Annotated in this window: 22 protein-coding genes; 13 read left to right on the top strand and 9 right to left on the bottom strand. The window is 66.1% G+C overall.

Translation table 11 applies throughout. The annotated features are described in order from the left end of the window. Positions 1–121 precede the first annotated feature (121 nt). Positions 122–2,380, bottom strand: a complete 2,259-nt coding sequence (ptsP, locus tag Q8M13_RS11785; RefSeq protein ID WP_305300139.1) for a phosphoenolpyruvate--protein phosphotransferase — start codon at positions 2,378–2,380, stop codon at positions 122–124. A gap of 194 nt (positions 2,381–2,574) precedes the next feature. Then, positions 2,575–3,192: a metalloregulator ArsR/SmtB family transcription factor gene (locus tag Q8M13_RS11780; RefSeq protein ID WP_305300138.1), complete on the bottom strand. Its 618-nt coding sequence runs from the start codon at positions 3,190–3,192 to the stop codon at positions 2,575–2,577. A gap of 71 nt (positions 3,193–3,263) precedes the next feature. On the opposite strand from Q8M13_RS11780, the gene Q8M13_RS11775 reads away from it, so the two are divergent. Then, positions 3,264–4,658 (top strand): MFS transporter, encoded by a 1,395-nt coding sequence (locus Q8M13_RS11775; RefSeq protein WP_305300137.1) that lies wholly within the window; start codon positions 3,264–3,266, stop codon positions 4,656–4,658. On the opposite strand, the gene Q8M13_RS11770 is transcribed toward Q8M13_RS11775, so the two are convergent. Further along, entirely contained in the window at positions 4,655–5,215 is a 561-nt protein-coding gene (locus Q8M13_RS11770; protein WP_305300136.1) for a TetR/AcrR family transcriptional regulator, read from the bottom strand. The genes Q8M13_RS11775 and Q8M13_RS11770 overlap by 4 nt on opposite strands. A gap of 130 nt (positions 5,216–5,345) precedes the next feature. Between Q8M13_RS11770 and Q8M13_RS11765 the strand changes: the two genes are divergently transcribed. Next, positions 5,346–5,993 (top strand): N-acetyltransferase, encoded by a 648-nt coding sequence (locus tag Q8M13_RS11765; protein ID WP_305300135.1) that lies wholly within the window; start codon positions 5,346–5,348, stop codon positions 5,991–5,993. Continuing rightward, positions 5,990–6,979, top strand: coding sequence for a hypothetical protein (locus Q8M13_RS11760; protein WP_305300134.1), 990 nt, complete (start codon positions 5,990–5,992; stop codon positions 6,977–6,979). Before Q8M13_RS11765 ends, Q8M13_RS11760 begins: the two co-directional genes overlap by 4 nt. A gap of 57 nt (positions 6,980–7,036) precedes the next feature. Here the strand turns inward: Q8M13_RS11760 and Q8M13_RS11755 are convergent, their stop codons facing one another. Then, positions 7,037–8,287: an aspartate kinase gene (locus Q8M13_RS11755; RefSeq protein WP_305300164.1), complete on the bottom strand. Its 1,251-nt coding sequence runs from the start codon at positions 8,285–8,287 to the stop codon at positions 7,037–7,039. A gap of 133 nt (positions 8,288–8,420) precedes the next feature. On the opposite strand from Q8M13_RS11755, the gene ubiG reads away from it, so the two are divergent. The 10 genes from ubiG (at position 8,421) to Q8M13_RS11705 (ending at position 16,012) form a co-directional block, all read left to right on the top strand. Then, complete coding sequence (gene ubiG / locus Q8M13_RS11750; protein ID WP_370870039.1) at positions 8,421–9,212, top strand: bifunctional 2-polyprenyl-6-hydroxyphenol methylase/3-demethylubiquinol 3-O-methyltransferase UbiG; 792 nt, start codon at positions 8,421–8,423, stop codon at positions 9,210–9,212. A 25-nt stretch (positions 9,213–9,237) separates the two neighbouring features. Then, complete coding sequence (locus tag Q8M13_RS11745; protein ID WP_305300132.1) at positions 9,238–10,041, top strand: FkbM family methyltransferase; 804 nt, start codon at positions 9,238–9,240, stop codon at positions 10,039–10,041. Positions 10,042–10,057: 16 nt separating this feature from the next. Further along, a complete protein-coding gene (locus tag Q8M13_RS11740) occupies positions 10,058–10,573 on the top strand; it encodes an NUDIX hydrolase (protein WP_305300131.1) in 516 nt (171 codons plus the stop codon). A gap of 97 nt (positions 10,574–10,670) precedes the next feature. After that, a complete protein-coding gene (locus tag Q8M13_RS11735) occupies positions 10,671–12,287 on the top strand; it encodes a long-chain fatty acid--CoA ligase (protein WP_305300130.1) in 1,617 nt (538 codons plus the stop codon). A 112-nt stretch (positions 12,288–12,399) separates the two neighbouring features. Further along, a complete protein-coding gene (locus Q8M13_RS11730) occupies positions 12,400–13,293 on the top strand; it encodes an alpha/beta fold hydrolase (protein ID WP_305300163.1) in 894 nt (297 codons plus the stop codon). A 116-nt stretch (positions 13,294–13,409) separates the two neighbouring features. Next, a complete protein-coding gene (locus Q8M13_RS11725) occupies positions 13,410–13,808 on the top strand; it encodes a hypothetical protein (protein ID WP_305300129.1) in 399 nt (132 codons plus the stop codon). A 201-nt stretch (positions 13,809–14,009) separates the two neighbouring features. Next, positions 14,010–15,092 (top strand): Zn-dependent alcohol dehydrogenase, encoded by a 1,083-nt coding sequence (locus Q8M13_RS11720; protein WP_305300128.1) that lies wholly within the window; start codon positions 14,010–14,012, stop codon positions 15,090–15,092. Between the two features lie 177 nt (positions 15,093–15,269). Continuing rightward, positions 15,270–15,446, top strand: a complete 177-nt coding sequence (locus tag Q8M13_RS11715) for a hypothetical protein (protein WP_305300127.1) — start codon at positions 15,270–15,272, stop codon at positions 15,444–15,446. Positions 15,447–15,526: 80 nt separating this feature from the next. Then, positions 15,527–15,733 (top strand): hypothetical protein, encoded by a 207-nt coding sequence (locus Q8M13_RS11710; RefSeq protein WP_305300126.1) that lies wholly within the window; start codon positions 15,527–15,529, stop codon positions 15,731–15,733. A gap of 51 nt (positions 15,734–15,784) precedes the next feature. Beyond that, positions 15,785–16,012 (top strand): hypothetical protein, encoded by a 228-nt coding sequence (locus tag Q8M13_RS11705; protein WP_305300125.1) that lies wholly within the window; start codon positions 15,785–15,787, stop codon positions 16,010–16,012. Positions 16,013–16,058: 46 nt separating this feature from the next. Here the strand turns inward: Q8M13_RS11705 and Q8M13_RS11700 are convergent, their stop codons facing one another. The 5 genes from Q8M13_RS11700 to Q8M13_RS11680 all read right to left on the bottom strand — a co-directional run. Beyond that, positions 16,059–17,288, bottom strand: a complete 1,230-nt coding sequence (locus tag Q8M13_RS11700) for a TetR/AcrR family transcriptional regulator (RefSeq protein ID WP_305300124.1) — start codon at positions 17,286–17,288, stop codon at positions 16,059–16,061. A gap of 63 nt (positions 17,289–17,351) precedes the next feature. Then, positions 17,352–18,716: a M23 family metallopeptidase gene (locus Q8M13_RS11695; protein ID WP_305300123.1), complete on the bottom strand. Its 1,365-nt coding sequence runs from the start codon at positions 18,714–18,716 to the stop codon at positions 17,352–17,354. A gap of 215 nt (positions 18,717–18,931) precedes the next feature. After that, complete coding sequence (gene arsC / locus Q8M13_RS11690) at positions 18,932–19,285, bottom strand: arsenate reductase (glutaredoxin) (protein WP_305300122.1); 354 nt, start codon at positions 19,283–19,285, stop codon at positions 18,932–18,934. Positions 19,286–19,416: 131 nt separating this feature from the next. Further along, positions 19,417–21,813, bottom strand: a complete 2,397-nt coding sequence (locus Q8M13_RS11685) for a M20/M25/M40 family metallo-hydrolase (RefSeq protein ID WP_305300121.1) — start codon at positions 21,811–21,813, stop codon at positions 19,417–19,419. A 118-nt stretch (positions 21,814–21,931) separates the two neighbouring features. Beyond that, the coding region (locus Q8M13_RS11680; RefSeq protein WP_305300120.1) for a response regulator transcription factor at positions 21,932–22,401 on the bottom strand (470 nt) is incomplete at its 5' end.

Raw genomic sequence — 22,401 nt, 5'->3', positions numbered from 1 at the left:
ACGCGCCGTCGACATTACTGTCTAAACCCTAATATTACGTTGTGGGTATCATCGTAGGCATTGGGATTCAATGCGCTATTCAGACGCGGACCGGTGTTCGCTAACTTTCGCGTCGCGAATTCTAGATGGCCAAATACAATTTACGCGCGAGGGTCTCGATCTCGTTGCGAATAGTCCCCGCTGACCCCCGGATCAGGGTTTGCACGCCGCGCCGCGCGGCTTCCCGATCGCAGGACAGCACCATCTGCTTGACCGGGCCGATACCCGCCGGCGGCATGGACAGCCGGTCGAAGCCCAGCGCCACCAGCACGAACGCTTCGAGCGGCCGGCCGGCCATCTCGCCGCAGACTGAGACCGGCGTGCCGGTTTCCTCGCAGGCCTTCTGGATGGTCTCCAGCGCCCGCAGGGCCGGAGGCGACAGGAAGTCGTAGCGGTCGGCCACACGTGGGTTTCCCCGGTCGGCGGCGAACAGATACTGCATCAGGTCGTTGGTGCCGACGCTGACGAAGTCGGTCATCGGCAGCAGGGCGTCCAGGTGCCAAATCAGCGAGGGCGCCTCGATCATCGCACCGACATCCAGGCGCGAAGGGGCCGGGCGGCCGCGGCGCTGGGCCCAGGCGACCTCGTGATCGACCAGGGCGCGGGCGGCGCGGAACTCGTCCACGCTGGCCACCAGCGGGAACATGATGCGCAGTGGCCGGCCTCGAGCGGCGGCGATCAGGGCGCGCAATTGCAGGCGCAGCAGGGCCGGGCGATCCAATCCCATGCGGATGGCGCGCCATCCAAGGGCCGGGTTCTCTTCGCGCTCGGCCTCCATGTAGGGAAGCACCTTGTCGCCGCCGAGATCGAGGGTGCGGAAGGTTACGGCGCGGTCGCCGGCGGCGTCCATGACCCGGCCGTAGAGCGCGGCCTGGGCGTTGAAGCGCGGCATCTCCTCGGCGACCATGAACTGGAACTCGGTACGGAACAGGCCGATGCCCTCGGCGCCGGTCTCCTCCAGGATGTCCAGGTCGACGTCGAGGCCCGCGTTCATGAGCAGTGTGATCTTGGCGCCGTCGCGCGTGAAGGCGGGCGTATCGCGCAGCTTGGCGAACTCGGCGCGGCGTTGGAGGCGGACTTCCAACCGCGCCTGAAGGGCCTTCACCACGTCGGGGCGCGGCCGCAGATAGGCCTCGCCGGTTTCGGCGTCGACGATGACCGGATCGCCTTCCGACACCCTGTCACGCAGGCCGGTCAGCCGCCCTACGCAAGGGATGTCGAGGGCGCGGGCCACAATCGCGGCATGGCTGGCCGAGGAGCCTTCCTCAAGCAACAGTCCGCGCAGCTTGGTGCGATCATATTCCAGCAGGTCGGCGGGGCCGAGGTTGCGGGCGATGAGGATAGCGTCCTGCGGCAACTCGCGGGGCGCATGGCCGTCGCCCGACAGGTGGCGCAGCAACCGGTCGGCCAGATCCTCGAAGTCGTGCAGCCGTTCACGCAGATAGGGGTCGCGCGCCTGGCCCAGCCGCGCGCGGTGTTCGGATCGCACGCGCTCGACCGCCGCCTCTGCGGTGAGACCATTGCGCACGGCGTCTTCCAGCGAGCGGTTCCAGCCCCGGTCGTGGGCGAACATACGGTAGGTTTCGAGCACCTCGTAGGATGCTTCGACCAGGCCGTGCTGGCCTTCCAGCATGGTGTCGATCTGGGCCTGAAGGCCGGCGATCGCGGTCTTCAGCTTCTCTTCCTCGGCGACCACGTCCTCGGCGAGCAGTTGCGAGGGGGCGACCGGAGGTTCGTGCAGGACTGCAACGCCAAGAGCCAGACCGTCAGCGAACTTGGAGCCGATCAGCCGTTCGGGGCGGTGGGGCGCGATCTCGACGCCCTTCAGTTCGCCTTCCAGCTCGCTGCCGGCGACCATCTCGGCCAGCACCATGGCGACGATCTGCAGGTCTTCGACCTCGTCGTCCGTATAGCCCCGCTCGGTGCGGTTCTGGACGACCAGCACGCCAATGGCCCGGCCGCCGCGCAGCAGCGGCACGCCCATGAAGGCGTGGAACGGATCTTCGCCGGTTTCCGGGCGGTAGGAAAAGGCCGGGTGGTTCGGGGCGTCGGACAGGTTCAGTGGCCGGCCCAGGCGCATGATCTCGCCGACCAGGCCTTCGCCCGGCTTCATGCGGGTCACGTGGACGGCGCCGGGATCCAGGCCCTCGGTGGCGAACAACTCCATGTCGCCGCGCTCGCGTCGCATATAGAGGGAGCAGACCTCGGCGACCATCGAGCGGGCGATGATCCGCACGACAGTGTCCAGCCGCGTTTGCGCGGGCCCGCCGGAAGCAAGCGCCTCGCGAATCTGCCGAAGCAGGCTGCGTTGTCCTCGAATAGCGACGCTGGGCATGGCCATCAGTTGGCTGTTCTCCCTGTCCTTTTTCGCCTCCTAGCAGCTTTGGACGTCGGAACGGAGACGAAAAGCCAGCCCCGCGATTTTGTGAGCTTCACCACGTGGCGTCCGCTGGTCTGGAAGAAGAGCGCCATTTCCAGCCTGCCTAGTTTGTGGGCATTACAATCAAGCCGTCCAGGTTGCTTTTCCGCGCGGGGCTAGGGCGTCACCAGATAGGCGCAGCGCCTGGCGTCGGCGAGGATGTACTCGACCCGCTTCACCTGGGCCGGGGCTAGCACGGTCTGGAAAAGGGCCAGCTCAGATCGGCAAAACCCCTGACAGGCCGCGGCGGCGGCGCAGATCGGACAGTGGTTCTCGATCAGCAGGTAGGCGCCGTCTTCGCCGTGGCTCCATTCGGCCATGTAGCCTTCGGCGGCGCGGATCTGCGCCAGGCGTTCCAGTCGTTGTTCGAGGGTCGTCGCGCCGGCCATTGCGTTGCGATAGCCGATCTCAATGGCTTGCTCGCGGCGCTTGATCAGTCGGTCCATACCCGCCTCGCCGAACTCGGCGCGGACGCCTTCGATCAGCTCGACGGTCATCTGAGCATGGGTGTCGGGAAAACGCTCATGCCCTTTTTGGCTCAGCGACCAGGACCGGCGCGGCCGTCCGACGCCCATCCGCTCAGTGACGTGCTCGACCAGCCCCTCATCGGCGAGCTTTTCCATTTGCAGGCGTGCGGCCTGACGGGAGACACCAAGAGCCTCGGCCAGTCCCTTCGTCTGAAACGGGCCCTTACTCTTCAGGAGCAGGAGGATCTGGTCTGATGGGCTGCGCATTTGACAAACGAATGATTGCAAAATCGACGGGCAGGGTCTAGCTCGAAATATGCAAATCGGGAGTTTGTCAAATGGCGGTCACGACTAAGGCGGACGGAAGTTGGGGCGACGTCATGGCCGATGGCCGGCTGCCCCGGTTTATCCTGATCTGCCTGGGCGTCTGGATCAGCGCCGCCGACTCCCTGGTGACCGCCACCATCATGCCAAGCGTGGGCGCGGATCTAGGCGGCTACGCCTACTTCGGCTGGGCGACGGCCGGGTTCTTGCTGGGCTCGGTGGTGGCGGGCGCCAGCTCGGGCTTGCTTGCACTTCGCTTTGGCCTGCGCCGGGCGACCGCCGCCGCGGCCCTGCTCTACGCGGTGGGCTGCGCGCTCAGCGCCGCCGGTCCCGACATCTGGAGCTTCCTGGTCGGCCGGCTATTGCAAGGCATGGGCGGCGGCTGGGTCGTCGGCTTCTGCTCGGTCGCCATCGGCCTGCTGTTCCCCGACCGCCTGTTGCCCCGGGTCTATGCCGCGATCACCGCCGTCTGGGGTGTCGCCAGTCTGCTCGGCCCGATGATCGGCGGGATCTTCGCGGACCTTGGTGCTTGGCGCGGGGTGTTCTGGCTGTTTGCAATCCAGGCCCTGGGCGTGGCTTGGGCGGCATTCGTCATGTTGCCGCGCGGCGACCAAAACGAGGCCGACAGCCGGGTCGCCTGGCCCCAACTGGCGCTGATCGCGGCCGGCGTCTCGGCCATCGGTCTGGCAGACATGGCCCATGACTTCGCACGCTCGGCGGCGCTGATCGGGCTCGGGATCGCCCTGTTGGCCGCCATGATCTGGGTCGACGGCCGTTCCAGCGTCCGGTTGCTGCCCAAGGGCTCCGGCAGCCTGAAGACCATAGCCGGGGCGGGATTGGCGACCATGTTCCTGCTCACTACGGCCTCGATGGGGTTCTCCATCTATGGTCCAGCGATCCTGCAGACCTTGGCCGGCTTCTCCGCCCTGGCCGCCGGCTATGTGATCGCGGGCGAGGCCGCGGCTTGGACTGTGCTTGGCCTGATTGTCGCTCACCTGACCGGCGCATGGCCGGTGCGGATGATCCGTCTGGGCGCGGTGGTGGCGACCTTGGGGGTGCTGTTCAGCGCCCTGGTCTTCCCCTCGGGTTCGGTCGGGGGCGTGATCGTGGCGGGGCTGTTCCTGGGCGGCGGCTTTGGCCTGTCATGGGCCTTCATGAGCCAGCGCATCCTGGCGGCCCTGCCCCTGGAAGAGCGAGCCATTGGGGCGGCGGCCATGACCACGGTCAGGCTGACTGGCGCGGCCGTCGGCGCGGCGGCGGCCGGTGCGGTCGCCAACCTTGTCGGCTTCTCGGAAGGCCTGTCGGAGGCGACCGCCAAGGCTGCGGGCCTTTGGGTGTTCATCTCGATCCTGCCGGTGGCGATGCTGGGCGTCTGGACGGCCTGGCGGCTGACCGCTCGGCCAGCCTAGGCCGAAAGGGCGCCTGTCATGATCCGTGACAGGCCCTCGGTGGCTTCAGCCCGGGACAGGCGGCCGGCGGCCGCCGCCTGGGACAAGGCGTCGGCCGCGCCGATCACGCCAAGCAACACCGCGCGGGCCTCGGGGCCTGACAGATCGACGAACCTCGACAGGGCCTGGCGGTAGAGCTCGACATATCCGTCGCGCAGTGTCTGGCGGAACTCGTCCATTTCCTCTGTCGCCGACAGGGCCGCAGCGATGGCTCCAAATTCAGGACCGGCCGACAGCACGCAATCGACATAGGCCGCGCTGAGGATCGCGACCGCGCCGTCCAGCGTCGTGGCGCTCACTTCCAGGGCGAGCTTCGCAGCCTGCACCTGTCGATCGTCATAGTGACGATAGAGCGCGATCAGCAGACCGGCCCGCGTGCCGAAGTGCTCGTAGGTGATGGGTTTGGTGACCCCGGCCTGCTCAGCCAGATAGGCGAGGGTCAGGGCGTCGGTGCCGTGCGACCGCACAATAGCCGAGGCGGTCTCCAGTAATTGCAGCCGCCGCTGCTCTCTTGGCATCCGCTTGGCCGACACGACCATCCCTCTGACCCCGGGCGCATCAACGCGCTTGACCGACCAACGGCGCTGCGTATGTTACGAATAGTAACTTACAGATCGTAATATAGCGACGGTTCTAGCGGAGGGGCCCATGACAGCCAAGTCGATTCAACTCTCTCAGCCGACCCCCGATCAGGCGGCGCGCTTCGCCCCGCTCATCGCGGAGCTGATCTGGGCCACCGGTCCGGTCAGCTACGGCTATCAGTTCGGTGACCAAAGCCTGTTGGCGCGGATTGTCGCCGCGTCATGGAGGGAGCCCGACACGTTGTTCGCGGCCTCGGCGGCCACCCTGGCGACGGATGGGGATGAGCTGGTGGGGCTGGAACTGGGCTTTGCGGGGCCCAACTTCTACGTCTTCAAAAACAACCTGGTCGGTCTCGCGGGCGACTTGATCGCCCAGGGCGTCGTGACGTTCGCCGAACTCGAGGGTCTGGCCGAACGCGCCGAGCAGGCGAGCTATTTGAACGCCCACGTACCTGACGACGTCTATTACCTGCATGCGCTTTCGACGCCGGAGCGTCATCGCGGCAAAGGCGCGGGCCGACAATTGCTGCATGCAGCCATTGGGCGGGCGAGGGCCGAGGGCTATCGCGAGCTTCAACTGGACGTCCTGGCCGACAACTCTGCGGTTGGCTTCTATCAAGCCAATGGCCTGCGTATCCTGTCGGAGACGCGCTCGCCCGAGTTGTCGCGGGAGCACGGTTTTCCGAGCGAATACCGTATGGCGGTGACGCTGTGAGCCCGCGCATCCTGATCGCCGGCGGCTACGGCGTCGTGGGCGGACTGATCGCGCGGCATCTCCATGCGGCGGGCCACGACGTCGATCTGATCCTGGCTGGGCGAAATCCCGCGGACGGCGAGGCCTTGGCGAACGAGCTGGGAGCTAGGACAGCCCGTCTCGATGTCGCCGATCCGAGCGGTGACCTCGCAGAAATCGGCGTGGTGGATGTCGTCGTCGCCGCCTTGCAGGACCCGCGAGAGGCTTTGCTGCTCGGGGCCTTGAGATCGGGAGCGGCGCATATCGGCGTTACCCGCACCGCCGACACCATGTCGCCCGTAGCCGTTGCAGCCAGCGCCTTCGCCTCCCGTCCCGTGCTGATGCTGGGCCATTGGCAGGCTGGCGTGCTCACCCTGGCGGCGCAGGTTGCGGCGACGGCGTTCACCCAGGTGGACCGGATCGAACTTGCGGCGCTTTACGACTATGCCGATCCTATCGGGCCGATGACCGCCGGCGACAGCACCGGCTTCGTCGGTCGCGCCCTGACCCGCCGTGACGGGCTTTGGCTCTCGGTGGATGCAGCAGAGAACGCTCGGCAGGTGACGCGGCATGGCCAACCGGCTTTCGACGCCATGCCCATGGGAGTGCTGGATGTTCCTAGTCTGGCCATCGCTACCGGTGCGCCCAATGTCCGCTTCGACCTGGGGACCGGGGAATCTCGTGGGACTCAGGCCGGCGGTGCGGCTTCGCACGATCTCTTCGTCGACATTTCCGGGCAGGTTGCCGGCGGGGCGCTCGAGACCCGCCGGACCGTCGTCTCCGATCCGCGAGGTCAGGCCCACCTGACAGCCTTGGGCGTCATGGTCGGCGTTGAGCGCATTCTGGCTCTCGATGGTGGTCCGCCGGCGAGCGCCGGCCTGAAGTTCCCGGAGAGCTTCATCGACGCCGCCCGGGCCTTGGCCCGTCTGGAGGCCTTTGGCGTATCGATCACCTCTGAGGAGATCTAGGGCCGGCTCGGCAAATGATACCGCCACCCTGGTCGAGCCGGGGTGGCGGAGCAGTTCCTAGAGTTGGTCGAGGCCGAAGCCGGCGTGCAGGGCGCGCACGGCCAGCTCCGTATAGGCGGCGTCGATCAGCACGCTGATCTTGATCTCGCTGGTGGAGATGACCTGGATGTTCACACCCTTGTCGGCCAGTGACTGGAACATCGTCTTGGCCACGCCGGTGTGGCTGCGCATGCCGACGCCGATGACTGAAACCTTGGCGACTTCCTCGTTCACCTGAACGTCTTCGAAGCCGATCTTCTGTTGGTTGGCGCGGACGATCTCGACCGCACGGGCCGCGTCACGCTTGCCGACAGTGAATTCCATATTGGCCGTTGCGGCCGTGCGCGCGTGGCTCTGAACGATCATGTCCACGTTCACATTGGCGTCGGCCAGTGCGCCGAAGAGCTCCGACGACACGCCCGGACTGTCGGGCAGGCCGAAAAGGCTGATCTTTGCTTCGTCGCGGCTATAGGCGACGCCGCTCACGATCCGCTTTTCCATGATCTCTTCCTCGTCGCACACGATGGTGCCTTGGCCGGGCGCTTCGCCGGGCTCAACAAAACTGGACAGCACTCGCACCGGGACGTTCTGGGCCATGGCCAGTTCGACCGAGCGGGTCTGAAGGACCTTGGCGCCGAGCGACGCCATTTCAAGCATCTCCTCATAGGAGATCTTGTTGAGTTTGCGGGCCTTGCTCTCGATGCGCGGGTCGGTGGTGTAGACCCCGTCCACGTCGGTGTAGATGTCGCAACGGATCGCCTTGACGGCGGCGGCGATGGCTACCGCGCTGGTGTCGGAGCCGCCGCGGCCGAGCGTGGCGATGCGGCCGTCGCGGGTCACGCCCTGGAAACCGGCGATGACGGCGACTTCACCAGCGTCCAGAGCCGCAGACAGCTTCTCGGACGGGACGTCGTCGATGCGGGCGCGGCCGTGGGCGTCGTCGGCGATGATCGGAACCTGCCAACCCAGCCACGACTTCGCGGGCAGGCCCATATTGCGCAGGGTCATGGCCAGCAGACCGGCCGTCACCTGTTCGCCCGAGGCGACCACGGCGTCGTACTCGTCGTCCGAAGGCGCAAGGCCGGGCGCGGCGGGGCCGGCGCCATCGGTCCAGGCGACCAATTCATTGGTCTTGCCGGCCATGGCCGAAACCACGACGCAAACCTGGTGTCCGGCCGCGACCTCCGCGGCCACGAGCCGGCCAACGCGCCGGATACGCTCTAGGTCGGCCACCGAAGTGCCGCCGAATTTCATCACTAGCCGAGACAGCGCAAGAGCTCCGCTTGAGAGGGAAGGCTGCGCCTAATAGCGGCGGGAGCCGTGGGGGGCAATGTCTGCCTTTCCGCAGCGCAAAAACAGCGAGTTCACGCAAGATGGCGCCCGTGGCGATGGGGCGCGTCGCATGGGGGCTGGCGCTATTTCATCTGCGGGAGGAAAAGGGGCCATGTCCGTCGCCGCATCTTCCATCGACCCCGAAGAGGTCGAACGTTTTTCCCGCATCGCCGCCGAATGGTGGGACCCGAAGGGCAAGTTCGCCCCGTTGCACAAGTTCAACCCGACTCGCCTGGCCTTCATCCGCGAGCAGGCCCAGGTGCGGTTTGGCCGCGACGCCAAGTCGCTGCGCCCGTTCGAGGGCTTGCGGTTGCTCGACATCGGATGCGGGGGCGGCCTGCTGTGCGAGCCGATGACCCGGCTCGGTTTCCAGGTCACGGGCGTAGACGCCTCGGAACGCAACATCGGCACCGCCAGCACCCATGCGGCCGAGCAGGGTCTTTCCATCGACTACCGAGCCTCGACGGCCGAGGACCTGCTGGCGGCCGGCGAGCAGCCGTTCGACGTGATCCTCAACATGGAGGTGATCGAGCACGTGGCCGATCCGGGCGAGTACCTGCGCAGCTGCGCGCGGCTGATGGCGCCGGGCGGTCTGATGATCGTGGCGACGCTCAATCGCACCCTCAAGGCCTTCGCCCTAGCCAAGGTCGGTGCGGAATATGTGCTGCGCTGGGTGCCGGCCGGCACCCATGACTGGACCAAGTTCCTGAAGCCCGAGGAGCTTCGCAGCTTCCTCGCCGCCGAACCCGTCGCCATGCAGGGGCCGTTCGGCGTCGCCTATGACCCGCTGTCGAGGCGTTGGTCGAGGTCGTCGGACTGCGACATTAACTACATGATGACGGTCACCCGCGACGCGGCGTAAAGAGGCGGCCTGCAGGGTGGTAACCATGCCTTCGATACGCGTGTTGGGTCACGCTTTCCGTGCCTGGCGTCGCAATAAGAGGTGGGCCAAGCACGAGCCCGAGACCCCTTATCTCGCCGACTTGCTCGCCGGCTCGCCGATCTGCTTGCACGTTGGCGCCAGCGACGGTCGCCATGCCTATGTGGTCACCCAGGTCGCGCCCCGGGCGAAGATCCACGCCTTTGAGCCGTCAGCTTTCACCTTCGAAGTCCTGAAGGTCTGCCTTGCCTGGCACGGCATCGCCGGCCAGGTGAAGCTGATCCACGCTGCAGTCTCGGACAAGGCGGGCGAGTTGTTGCTGGTGACGCCGAAGAAGACCTCGGGCCGCATGGGGCGGGCCTTCGCCTATGTGGCCAGCGAGGCGCCGACAGGCCAGGTGCGGCCGGACTTGGAAGACAGCGGCGTCGAAATTCAGCCCACGCCGGTGGTCACCCTGGATGGCTATTGCGAAAGCGTCGGCCTGAAGCGGGTCGACTTCATCCGAATGGACATCGAAGGCGGCGAGCAGAAAGCCCTGAAGGGCGCGGTGCGACTGATCGACCGCGACCGGCCCCACATTCAGATCGAAATCCATCCGGTGATGTTGGAAAGCCGCTTTGGCGGCACGGCCGAGGGCGTGCTCGATTTCTTCCTGTCACGCGGCTACCGGATGTTCTCGCTGAACGCCGACCGTCTGGAAGAGCGCTCGACCCTCGACAACGATCTTCCCTGGAAAGACTACTTCTTCGTTCACCCCAGCCGCGCGCCGGAACTTCCGGATGGTGTCTTCAAGGCCCGCATGGCGGCCTGAGCCCGGGGAATCCGCGATGATGGAACTGCCAGACGATCTGCCGGTCATTGAGCGCCAGGCGGTGCGGGTGGTGGTTCATGACAGCGACGGCCGGGTTCTGTTGTTCCGAACTCGCGACGCCACCGCCCCGGAGTTCGGCGACTGGTGGGAGCTGCCTGGCGGCGGCATTGAAACGAACGAGACCTATCTGGAAGCGGCTCTTCGCGAACTGCGCGAGGAGACCGGTATTGTCGCCGTCGCGAACCAGGTAGGGCCGCCCTCATGGCGTCGGACGGCGACTTTCCGATATCGGCATGGTCGGCGTCTGCAGCACGAGGTGGTGGTTCGGGTCGCCTTGGCGGGGCCCGGTCCCACGGTCGATGAGGCCGAGCGTCTCGACTACGAAAAGGAAGACCACTTCGATTTTCAGTGGTGGACCGTGGCGGATATCGTGGCGAGCGATCAGCGCTTCTATCCGGGCAGGCTGCCGGCCCTGCTTGCGAGCTTCCTCGACGGCCAGCAGATCGACGAGCCGTTCGAACTCTGGTCCTGACGCAACCCGGGCTGCTTGGGGCGCCGACGGCGCGGGCTAGCGTCCGCGCTGGGCGCGTCCTACCTTTATCTGAACAATGATAAGGGAGGAGCCCGCGATGCTGGCCCTGATGATGGATCGGGCGCTGAACCTGCCCTCGATTCTGGAATATGCGGCCGCCTATCACGGCGACCGCGAGGTGGTGACCCGTACGGTCGAGGGGCCGATCCACCGCTATGGTTATAAGGACGCCTTGGTGCGGGCCAAGCAGATGGCCAACGCGCTGACCGATATGGGCGTAAAGCCTGGCGACCGCGTCGCGACGCTGGCTTGGAGCACCCATCGGCACTTCGAGCTCTACTATGCGGTTTCGGGCATCGGGGCGATCCTGCACACCATCAATCCGCGGCTGCACCCCGACCAGATCGCCTGGGTCGCCAACCACGCTGAGGACAGCGTGCTCATGTTCGATATCAGCTTTGGCGACCTGGTCTCCGAACTGGCGCCCAAGCTTGCGACCGTAAAGACCTATGTCGCCATGACCGACCGCGCGCACCTGCCGCCGGAAGCGCCGACCGGGACGCTGGTCTATGAGGAGCTGATCGCGTCGCACTCGCCCGAATTCATCTGGCCGGAACTGGATGAGCGTCAGGCCTCAGGCCTTTGCTACACCTCGGGCACGACAGGTAATCCGAAGGGCGTGTTGTACGGCCACCGTTCGACGGTCCTGCACGCCATGGCGTTGGTCCAGCCTGACGCCTTCGATCTGTCCGCCCGCGACACCGTGCTGCCCTGCGCCCAGATGTATCACGCCAACGCCTGGTGCACGCCCTACGCCGCGCCGTTGGTCGGCGCCAAGCTGGTGCTGCCTGGCCGGCAGTTGGATGGCCCGTCGATCTGCGACCTGGCGGTGGCCGAGCAGGCGAGTTTCCTGCTGGGTGTGCCGACGATCTGGGTCGGGGTGCTCGATCATCTGGACCAAACGGGGCAGAGGCTGACCTCGGTGCGCAATGTCGCCATTGGCGGGTCGGCGCCGACGGCGGCTCTGATGCGCCGGGTGGAGGATCAACTGGGCGCCACCGTCCGGCAGATCTGGGGGATGACCGAGACCAGTCCGATGGGGGTCATCAACACTGCGCTGCCCGCCCACGCTGGCGAGGACGAGGACGCCGCCTATGCGCGCAAGTTGAAGCAGGGGCGGGGCCTTTGGGGCGTAGAGATGCGGATCATGGGTGACGATGGGACGGTCCAGCCGCGCGATGGCGCGAGCGTCGGCGCCCTGCAGGTTCGCGGGCCATGGGTCTCCTCGGCCTATTTCAAGAACGAGGGAGCGCAGGTCTTCCTGGACGACGGCTGGTTCGACACCGGCGACATCGCCACCATCGACCCCGAGGGCTACCTGCGCCTGACCGACAGGGCCAAGGACGTCATCAAATCAGGCGGGGAGTGGATATCGACCCTCGACCTGGAGGACGCGGTATCCTCCCACCCAGCCGTGGCCATGGCTGCGGCTATCGGCGTGCCGCATCCTAAGTGGGATGAGCGGCCGCTGCTGCTAGTCGTCCTGCGTCCGGGCCACACTGCAGAGGCTGAGGCCTTGAAGGCCCACGTGGCTGAACGGGTGGCCAAATGGTGGACGCCCGATGCGGTGCGGATCGTGGCCGAACTTCCGATCGGCCCGACCGGCAAGGTGTTGAAGCGCGAACTGCGTGACCGAATGGCCACTTCAGCCTGAAACAGGCGGCCCGGTGCGAACCGGGCTCGTCCTCCCGCGTTCAATCACCACGTCAGGATTCTGAAGTGGAGCTTGAACTTTGCCGCATAGAAGACCCAAGGGCGTGCTGTCCATGGGATGGGCGTGTCTCGCATCGGCCGCGGCCGGTCGTACCGAGCACGTCGCCACCTCAGACGACTATCCCGACGACGTCGTGCGCCGCGTGCATTTCGAGGCCGGAGGCGGCCTGGGCTGGAAGCTCTCGGCGATTACGACCCCTCGAACCAAGGCCGCGCCCTGGAAGATCGTGGTGGTCACTGGCGCGCCGTCATGGGCGGAGTACTGGGCCCCTGCCTTGGCGGCCTTGCCGCAGGACCGCGAGATGATCGTCGTCGATCGGCCAGGCTACGCTGGTTCAGAGCCGATCGAATATGTCGGTGACATCGCCGTTCAGGCGAGGGCGCTCGCGCCGCTGCTCGACGCAAAGCCGGGTCAGAAGGTGCTGTTGGTCGGGCAATCCTATGGCGCGGCGATCGCCTCGTTGATGGCGGCTGACAACCCGCGCAAGGTCGCGGGTCTGGTGCTGTTGTCGGGCTATTTCGGCGAGTCCGGCCCCACGGCGCGTTGGTTGCTCGACGTGGGATCCAGGCTTCTGAAGGTTATCCCGCGCGATCTGCGCCATGCCGTCATCGAGGTCTCCAACCAGCCTGGGCAGCTAGATGGCTTCCGCGCCGCCTTGGCGAAGCTGAAGGCGCCAGTTCATGTCATCCACGGTGATAAGGACGACTTCGCGCCGATCGAGATCGCCGAACGCCTGGTGGGTGAGACGCGGACCAGGCGTCCCATGCGCTTCGAGCGGGTTACCGGCGCTAATCATTTCCTGAATGACGGCCCTGTCGAACCGCTGCTAGCGGCTCTGGAGGGCTGTATCTCGGTTCAACGTCCTTTCTTCCACCTCAAGCTCCCGCCGTTCCCCAGCCTAGGGTTCTTCAAGCCCAAAGGGCCTCATAGCGCAGCTCACGCCTAGGGATGGCGGCAAGCTTCGCCGCGATCACGATTAGCGCTCGGCGTGGAACCTCACCAATCCGTGAAGGGTTCTGTCCGCTGCTGGGCGGGTGAAGGACGGAGACGATCAAGATGATCATGAAGCTTCTTCTGGCCACGGCCGCCGCCGCTGCATTCGCCCTGCCGGCCACAGCGCAAGAGTTGGGCACGTCAGGCGCCGCAGCGACCGAACCGGGCGCTTCGATGTATGAACCTTCGACCTCGATGGCGGCTCCGGCCAAGGCTGCCAGGACGGGCCTCGCCGCTGATACCGCGGCGCGCGTGGCCGACACGGATCTCGCCATTGGCGGTACGGTGAAAGACTCCGCAGGCATGGATATCGGCAAGATATCCAAGATCGGAAAGTCGGGCGGCCAGACGATCGTAACCCTGTCGTCCGACGGCAAGACCGCCCAGGTGCCGGCCTCCAGCCTGATGAAGTCTGGCGGGGCGCTGGTCTCATCGGAGAGCAAGGCCCAGGTGTGGTCGCCGAAATAGACTGCACCTCCACCTTGTCGATGCAACGGCCCCTGCGGTGACGCCGGGGCCGTTGTTTTTTGAGCCCTCCAGGCCTAACCGGAAAAACCCGCTTGGCCCGCGCCACCTGAACAGCGATAAGGTTCGGAAGACGAAAGCCGCGGACATACCGCGACTTCGATAATTCCGCCCCGAGTGGGCGCTGTTTGGGGAGTTCGCAATATGAAGGCAGCCGTCCTGCGCCAAGTGGGCACGCCGCTTCAAATCGAAGACGTGCAGATCAATAAGCCGGGCCCGCACGAGGTGCTAATCCGCACCAAGGCAGCCGGCCTCTGCCATTCTGACCTGCATTTCATCGAAGGCTCCTACCCGCACCCGCTGCCGGCGGTGCTGGGTCACGAAAGCGCGGGCGTCGTCGAAGCTGTCGGCTCCGAGGTCCGCACGGTGAAGGTGGGCGACCATGTCATCACCTGTCTCTCGGCTTATTGCGGCCACTGTGAATCCTGCCTGACCGGTCACCTGTCGCTCTGCGTGTCGCCCGACACCAAGCGCGACGCCAAGGACGAGCCGCGCCTGATGCAGAACGGCGCTGGCCTGCCGCAATTCCTGAACCTGTCGTCCTTCGCTGAACAGATGCTGATCCACGAGCATGCTTGCGTCGCGATCCGCAAGGACATGCCGCTCGACCGCGCCGCCCTGATCGGCTGCTCGGTGATGACCGGCGTCGGTGCGGCGATCCACACCTCGAGCGTGCGTCCCGGCGAGACCGTGGCCGTCATCGGCTGCGGCGGCGTCGGCCTGGCGGCGATCAACGGCGCGGCGATCGCCGGCGCGGGTCGGATCATCGCGATCGACATGGTCGCCTCGAAGGGCAACCTGGCCCATCAGTTCGGCGCCACCGACTTCATCGACGCTTCGCAGACCGACGCGGTCAAGGAAGTGATCGAGATGACAAAGGGCGGCGTGCACCACTCGTTCGAAGCCATCGGCCTAGCCAAGACCGCGGAACAGGCGTTCGGCATGCTGCGTCGTGGCGGCACCGCGAACGTCATCGGCATGATCCCGATCGGTCAGATGATCAGCCTGCCGGGCTTCGCCCTGTTGGGCGAGAAGCGCATTCAAGGTTCGATGATGGGCTCCAACCGCTTCCCCGTCGACATGCCGCGCCTCGTCGACATGTACATGAACGGCAAGCTGAAATTGGACGAGATGATCTCGCAACGCATCCGCCTTGATCAGGTTAACGAAGGTTTCGCCGAGATGAAGAAGGGCGAATTGGCCCGTTCGGTCATCGTCTTCGACTGATTGCATCACTGAAAACGCAGAATAGGCCCTTCCATCCGGGAGGGCCTATTTTGTGCGTGGAAGCTTAGAGTGCCCACGATATAGATTAACCAAATAAAAATCTCAGTAACCGGGAAACCGGAAGCTCTCTGGCGGGTTTGGCTTTGCGGTGTGGGGCGTTCTTGCGGGGAGCGATTGATGTCGCACGACGAGAACGAGGAGGTTCGGCTGATCGCCGCCCTCTGGCTGGAACGGTTTGGAGAGCCGCCAGCGATGCTGACTGATGCAGACCTGATGTGGCGGGTGCTACGCAGCATGTCGGAGGGGCCAGGCGTGGAGCCTCGGCCCGCGACCGGCAGATTCAACTATTTGTAAGGCGCTGGCCGGGAAGGCGTGAGGCGGTCGGCCCAAGGTCACTCCTAGGCGGACTTCTCCGCCGTCACGGAGTAATTCCAATGAAGCTAGCCCTTATCGCCGCCGGAGCCCTGGCGGCCTCCGCGCTGGTCGCTGGCGGCGCCTTCGCCCAGGCCCCGACTGCGTCGACCGCTCCCGCCGCGGCCCACAGCGCCTCGACGACGAGCCATTCGACCAAGAAGAAGCATCATCATCACAGTAAGGCGACGGCCGCCCCCGCCCCCGCCGCCACCGCCACCACGAAGTAGTCGGGGCAAGCGCGCGAAGTCCGCCCAGGTCTCGCCGATCGGAGAACGATCATGTCCAATAAACTGCCTCTAGTCGCAGCCCTGGCGCTGGCAGCCGGCATCCTCGGGCCTGGCGCCGCCTCGGCGGCGTCCTGCCGTGATGCGCTGGGGCACTTCACGAAGTGCGCCGCCGCCGCCCCCGCCACGGCTCAGCAGTGCCACGACGCCAAGGACAAGTTTGTGAAGTGTAGCGCCAGCAAGAGCGCCCCGGCCGTCACGGCCATGTCCACCAAGAAGTAGGAGGATCTGCCTGCCTGGCGTGGTCCCCCCGCGCCAGGCGAAGGCCCTACTGGACGAAGAAGCCCAATAGAGCGGGGCGCAGATAGTCTTCCATCAGCCCATCGGTCGAACCCGGATTATTGCGCGGGTCGAGCGGCAGGGAAGCATTGAAAACCACCATCACCGCGTGAGCCGCCAGCAGCGGGTCGACCGGCCGGATCGAGCCGTCGGCGATGCCGTCCGAGATCATGCCTGCGAACGAGTGGGTGATCTGGTGGAAGCGCGACAGCATCTGTCGCCGCATCGCAAGCGGAACGGCCGCCAGGGCGTGGTGGCGCAGCATCCGGCCGCTTTCGCCCGAGGCTTGGTGCATGCTCAACGACGCTGTCGTCAGCCATAGCCGCGCCCAGCCAGGTTCGATGTCCGCCGCGCCGCGCTTGGCCTGGTCAATGATGTCGAACGAGCGAGTGAAGCAGGCGACCGCCAGTTCATCCTTGTCGGCGTTGTGGTGGTAGAATGAGCCCTTGGTGACCTTCAGCTCGGCCGAGATCTTGTCGACGGAAGCGCCGCGATATCCCTCGCGATTGATCAGCTTGGTGGCGGCGACCAGGAAGCGGTCGCGCGTCACTTCGTCGTTGAGAGCGTCCGGCGTGCCCAGCGGCATGAGCGGCAGATCGGGCCAGGCCTGGCCCTTGGCGGCCAGGCCCCCGGTCATCACGTCGGCGACGCGGGCGGCGACGCGCGTGTAGTCGTCGGGCTCGTAGGCGCCGATCCAAGTGTCGGACCAGGTGAGTTGGTTGACCACCAGGCGGGCCAGCGCCTGACGGCGTGGCGGTGTCATCCAGGGCATGTCCGGCGATTTGAACAGCCGGGCGATCCGTACATACAGCGAGTTGAACGCCTCGATCAGCGCCTTCGATTGGTCGCCCTCGACCAGGTAGATCTCACTGAAAGGCGCCAGTGGGATATCACCCTCAGCGGTGATCCGGCGGCGGGCCTCGAAATATGCGGCGACAAAAATCCGCAGGCGGTTCGGCGGCGAGGGTTCGGCCTCCGCCTGGGTCAGCATCTCGCCAAACCGCCCCATGGTGTCATGCAGGACGGCAGCCGCGAGGTCTTCCTTGCGCTTGAAGTAGTAGGTGAGGCTGACCGGATGCAGGTCCATCCGCTTGGCCACCGCGGCCAAGGTGAAGCCGCTCATGCCCTGGGCGGCGAAGACCTTGATCGCCGCGGACATGATCGCATCGCGCTTTGCGGCATAGCGTGCGCGGGGCTTTGGGTGGACGGCAGCGGTCAAATCGACTCTCCGCGCGAAGCAGGCTCAGACGAAACACTAGTCCGCATGCGCCGTGGTTGGAAGCTAGCGGCGGATCGCCGTGGTCTTGCCGTCCTGAGGGGCGGCGGCGGCCAATTGACGGACCTCGGCTTGGTCGGTCTGGCCGCTGATCATGCGATCGATGCGGGCCTTCTGGGCGCGGAAGGCGGCCAGTTCGCCGCCGGCTAGGACCGTGCCTTGCGGAACCTTGGCGCCGACCGGATTGACCCGCTTGCCGTGCTGCCAGATTTCGTAGTGGAGGTGGGGACCGGTCGAGGCGCCGGTCGACCCGACATAGGCGATCACTTGGCCCTGGCTGATGCGTTGGCCGGTGCGCACGCCTTTGCCGAAGCGCGAAAGGTGGGCGTATCCGGTCTCGAAACCGCCGGCGTGGCGAATGCGAACCCAGTTGCCATAGCCGCCCCAGCGACGCGCCTCGACGACGACGCCGTCGCCGGCTGCGAACACCGGGGTTCCCGAGCCCGCGCCGAAGTCGATGCCTTGGTGCATGCGGTTGAAGCCGAGGATCGGGTGGCGCCGCATGCCGAAACGGCTGGTCATCCGGGCGTTGTCGACCGGGGTGCGCAGCAGGAAGCCTTTGATGTTCTTGCCGGTCTCGTCGAAGTACTGGACGTCGCCGTTCGCGCGCTCGAAGCGGTAGAACTGGATGCCCTTGATCGAGGCGTATTCCAGGGCTCCGGTCGCGATGGTCTTTCCGCTCTCGGTGATCTTGCGATCGAAGACCATGGTGAACTCGTCGCCCGGCTTCAGGTCGCGGTCAAAGTCCACCTTGTGGGAGAACAGCTTGACCATGCTACCGACCATCGATGAGTTCGCGCCCAGTCGAGCGGCGCTCTCATGCAGCGAGCCGGAGATCTCGCCGCGGGCGACGGTCTGTTCGTCGCGGATCTTCTCTTCCATCTCGCGCAGGCGCATCGCGCCGTCGAAGGTGCGCGAGAGGGTGATGGAGTTGGCGGGGCCGGTGCGCATCGACAGCCCGATCAGGCGGGCCTGACCACGCTCGGTGCGCGGCTGGGCGATGGCGGCGTCAAAGGCCATGCCGGCCTTGATGTGGACCGTGTCCATCGCCGCGGCCAGGGTTTCGACCGCCTTGCGGGCTTCATCGCGCGGCACGCCGGCGCGCTCGACGGCCGATTCAAGCGTCTCGCCAGGCCGGACCTTGACCGGGACGTTCTCTGGCCGCGCGAAGCCGGGCTGGGCTTCGGCCTGGGCGAAGGCGGCATGTTGGAGGGCCGCAATGGCGGCAGGGTCGAGGGGCGGTTTGATGGGCGCAGCGGGAGCGCCGGTGGTCACTTTCCAGCCGATGGCCAGCGCGGCGACACCGGCGACACCGAGCAGCAGGCCGGGAGTAAGCCGAAGTGTCGGGCGTCGTGGATCAAACTCTTGCATCGTGCCCCCGTACTCGCGATGCCCATGGTCAAGCTTAGGCAAGCCTATCCATGATCTAAGCGCATCGAAAACTGGTTAACTGCCCCAGCCCAGCAACGAATTGGCGGGCCTGACTCTCAAGCGGTTTGGTTAATGGAAGGTAATTTTTTCTGTGGCACCGGTCGGGGGTCATTCGCGATGAAATATGCCAACGCGAAGATTCGAACGGCGTCGCTTTAAAGCAGACCAAGCACCAGTTCGGCAGGACGGCACAGCGCCGCACCCTTCGGAGTGGACACGATAGGGCGATTCACCAGGATTGGGTCCATGATCATCGCCGCGATGATCGCCTCGTCTGAGGTGCCGGGATCGGTGAGGCCGAGCTCGACCGCCTTGGTCCCGCGTTCGCGCAGGATCTCGCGCGCGGACACGCCCATCTTCTGCGTCAGACCTTCGAGTTGCTCGCGGGTCCAACCGCTTTTCAGATATTCCACCACCTGCGGCTCAAGCCCCTTTTCGCGGAGTAGGGCCAGGGTGTTCCGCGACGTCCCGCAGGCGGGGTTGTGATAGATCACGATGTCGGCGGTCATGGGGTCTTCTCCACGGCGGAGGTTGTCAGCGGGATATGTGCGCCGTGGCGACGCGCGGCGCGGCAAGATAGCGGAGGCGAAGACGAGCGCCTACCGCCACGGCGCGAAAACCACGGCGGCGCGGGTTCCGCTTACCAGGTCAGTCGCTGGGTTCCGCCGACGATGGTGGCGTCGGAGGCGTCAAAGCCCATGACGTCGGCCGGGCGCGGGGGCAGGGGCTTGGCTCCGGCGGGCCAGGCCTCGGTGACAGCTATGAAGCCGACCTCCAGCGCGCCGGGGCCGGCGGCCTTGAAGTTGAGCTCGAGGCCTTGCGGTGCGAACTGCCAATTGATGCGGGTCTCGGCGCCGGGCGGGGCCAGCTCCTGGACCGGCCTCCCGTTCAGGGTCGCGTCGCCGAGCGGAACGGTGGACTTCAAGACCAGTCCGAGCGTCCGAGCGCCCGGCGGCGGGCTGACCAGCAGGCGTTGGGAGCCGTCCGGCTGTCTGGTCAGAGCGAATGTCGGGGAGGCTGCCTGAACCGGCGTAGCCCGCCCCGCCCAGACCTGGCCTCGCCAGCCCGCAGGGAGGGTAGTCTGGGTGATCTCGCCGCCATCGGCGGTCAGCATCTGGCGGGTCCAGTCCGGAATATCCGGGGTCATGCTGATCCGCGAGGCGCGGTTTTCGCCGGGCTCCACGAAGTAGGCGGCGTGGGTCGCTTGGGGATAACGTTCGTTCCAGGGCGGATCGAGGCGAACCACGGCGACCATGACGAAGCCCAGCATGATCAGAGCCACGGCGGTGACGCGTACGCCCTTCTCGTTCTCGCCGGTGTGGGCCAGCGGCCAAAGCAGCAGCGCCGACAGCCAGACGATGACTGCGAGCAATTCCGGTAGGTCCAGCCCGAGGAAGACGCCGTGCCCAAAGCCCAGCAGCCAACTGACGCCGATCGCCCCCAGAACGGCGAGGACGCCCAAGAACGCCAGGCTGCGTTTGGAGCCCATGGCGGTGATGGCGGCCCCTAGGCCGGCGAGCGCCAGGGGCCAAGCCGCGAGGAAGGCGGTCGGCGGCGCGAGGATCTGAAGCGCCAGCGCGACGAGGGAGCCGGTCGCCAGCACGCCGGCCCAGGATCCGGCGGCGGTTGCCGGGCGGCCAAAGCTGACCGTGGCTAGGATCGTCCCAGCCAAGCCGAGGCCGAGGCCGATGGGGTCCCAGCCGCCAAAGGCCGAGCAGGCGGCGCCAGAGCCAAGCACGATCATGCCTGTCGCCAATCTCGTTCGGCCGCGCCCCGCCGCCGAGGCGGCGATGGCGAGAGCCCCGATGGCCAGCAGGATCAAGGCGATCTCCCACCGGGTCACCTGGGCCAGCAGGTAGCGCTGCTCCATGAAACCGAAGTCGGCGCCCGTCGCTCGGCGAGCCAGCCGGAATAGTACGGCCGACAGCGCGATCAGGTAGAGCGCCGCGCCCATGCCCTGGATCACGTCCAGCCAGGGCAGAAGGCCTTTGCTGCGCGCTCGCCAGGCGCCGATGGCGACAAGCAAGCCCGCAAGCGCCAGGACCGCCCAGCCGACCACTGGTGGGTAGGCGAGCATGTGGCCCGCGAAGGTGTTGGCATAGACCAGGCTTGGCGTCTTGGCGGGCAGCGCGCTGGCGAAGGCGGCCTCCCGCGCGGCGGCCAAGGTCTCTTGCCCGATGTGCTGCAGCGAGCCCTTCTCCAGGTTCGCGGGCGTCGAGGTCGGTGAGTGGTAGTCGAACTGACGCCCGATGAAGGCGTAGTTCAGTCCCGGGACGCCAGCCGCCTTGGAAATGGTGAAGTCGGTGTCGTTGGGCATCTTCTCGTACATGAAGACGGTCAGCGACGAGGCGGTCGGCGAGATCGCCGTCTTGCGGAACAGGTCGATCGTCTCCCCGTTTTCCGCGCCGGTCTGGAACATCTGGGCCCGGCCGCCGCCGCCCCGCGCCTCCATGTTCAGCAGGAAGTCGATCCGCTGGGCTAGGGGATGTTGTTCGAAGAAGGCGGTGGCGCCGAGCAGGCCGCTCTCTTCACCATCGGTGAGCACGATGATCACGTCGCGAGCCGGCTGACCCTGGGCCTTCAGGGCGCGGACGATTTCCAGGGCGGCCGCGACGCCGGTCGCGTCGTCGGCTGCGCCGGGAGAACCGGGCACGCTGTCATAGTGGGCCATGACGGCGACTGCTGGCGCGGTGCGGTCGCGGCCGGGCAGCACGCCGATAATGTTTTCGACCTGGCCGCCGGCGATGGCGATGTCTCTACGCCCCTTGCGTTCGAACAGGGCTTCGGCGCGTTGGATCTGAGGTTCCAGGCCAAGGGCGGTCATGCGCTGGATGAGGTAGTCGCGGACGGCGACGTTCTGAGGCGACCCTATCGGGTGTGGCGCCTTGGCGATGATCTCGACGTCGGGGAAGGCTCGCGCGGCGGAGAAGCTGGTCGCCGGGGCGTTGGCGGGCGCCGGGCTCGGCGGCCGCTCGGCGCTCCAGGCCAGCGCGAAGGCCGCGATCAGGCAGAGAGCCAACGCGATGGATCGTCCCAAGGTGTCGCCTCCCCAGCAGACTGTTGGCCGGGACCCTAACCTGGAACGCGGGCAAAAAGAAAACGCCCGCCGGAAGGAGCGGCGGGCGTTTCGTATTCGGTCGGAAGTGCTTGTCGGCCTAGGCGGCGACGGCGGCTTCCTGCGGGTCGCGCAGCACGTAGCCGCGGCCCCAGACGGTTTCGATGTGGTGCTTGCCGTCGGCGGCCGCGGCCAGCTTCTTGCGCAGCTTGCAGATGAAGACGTCGATGATCTTCAGCTCAGGCTCGTCCATCACGCCATAGAGGTGGTTCAGGAACATTTCCTTTGTGAGCGTGGTGCCCTTGCGGAGCGAGAGCAGCTCCAGCATCTGGTATTCCTTGCCCGTCAGGTGGACGCGGGCGTTGTTCACTTCGACGGTCTTGGCGTCGAGGTTCACGGTGATGTCGCCGGTCTTGATGACCGATTGCGCATGGCCCTTGGAGCGACGGACCACGGCGTGGATCCGGGCGACCAGTTCGTCCTTGTGGAACGGCTTGGTCATGTAGTCGTCGCCGCCGGCGCCGAAGGTCTTGACCTTGGTGTCAATCTCGGCGGAGCCCGACAGGATCA

This window comes from Phenylobacterium sp. (assembly GCF_030681155.1).
Classification (GTDB): Bacteria; Pseudomonadota; Alphaproteobacteria; order Caulobacterales; family Caulobacteraceae; genus Phenylobacterium.
This window is presented reverse-complemented; position numbering and strand designations above follow the sequence as displayed.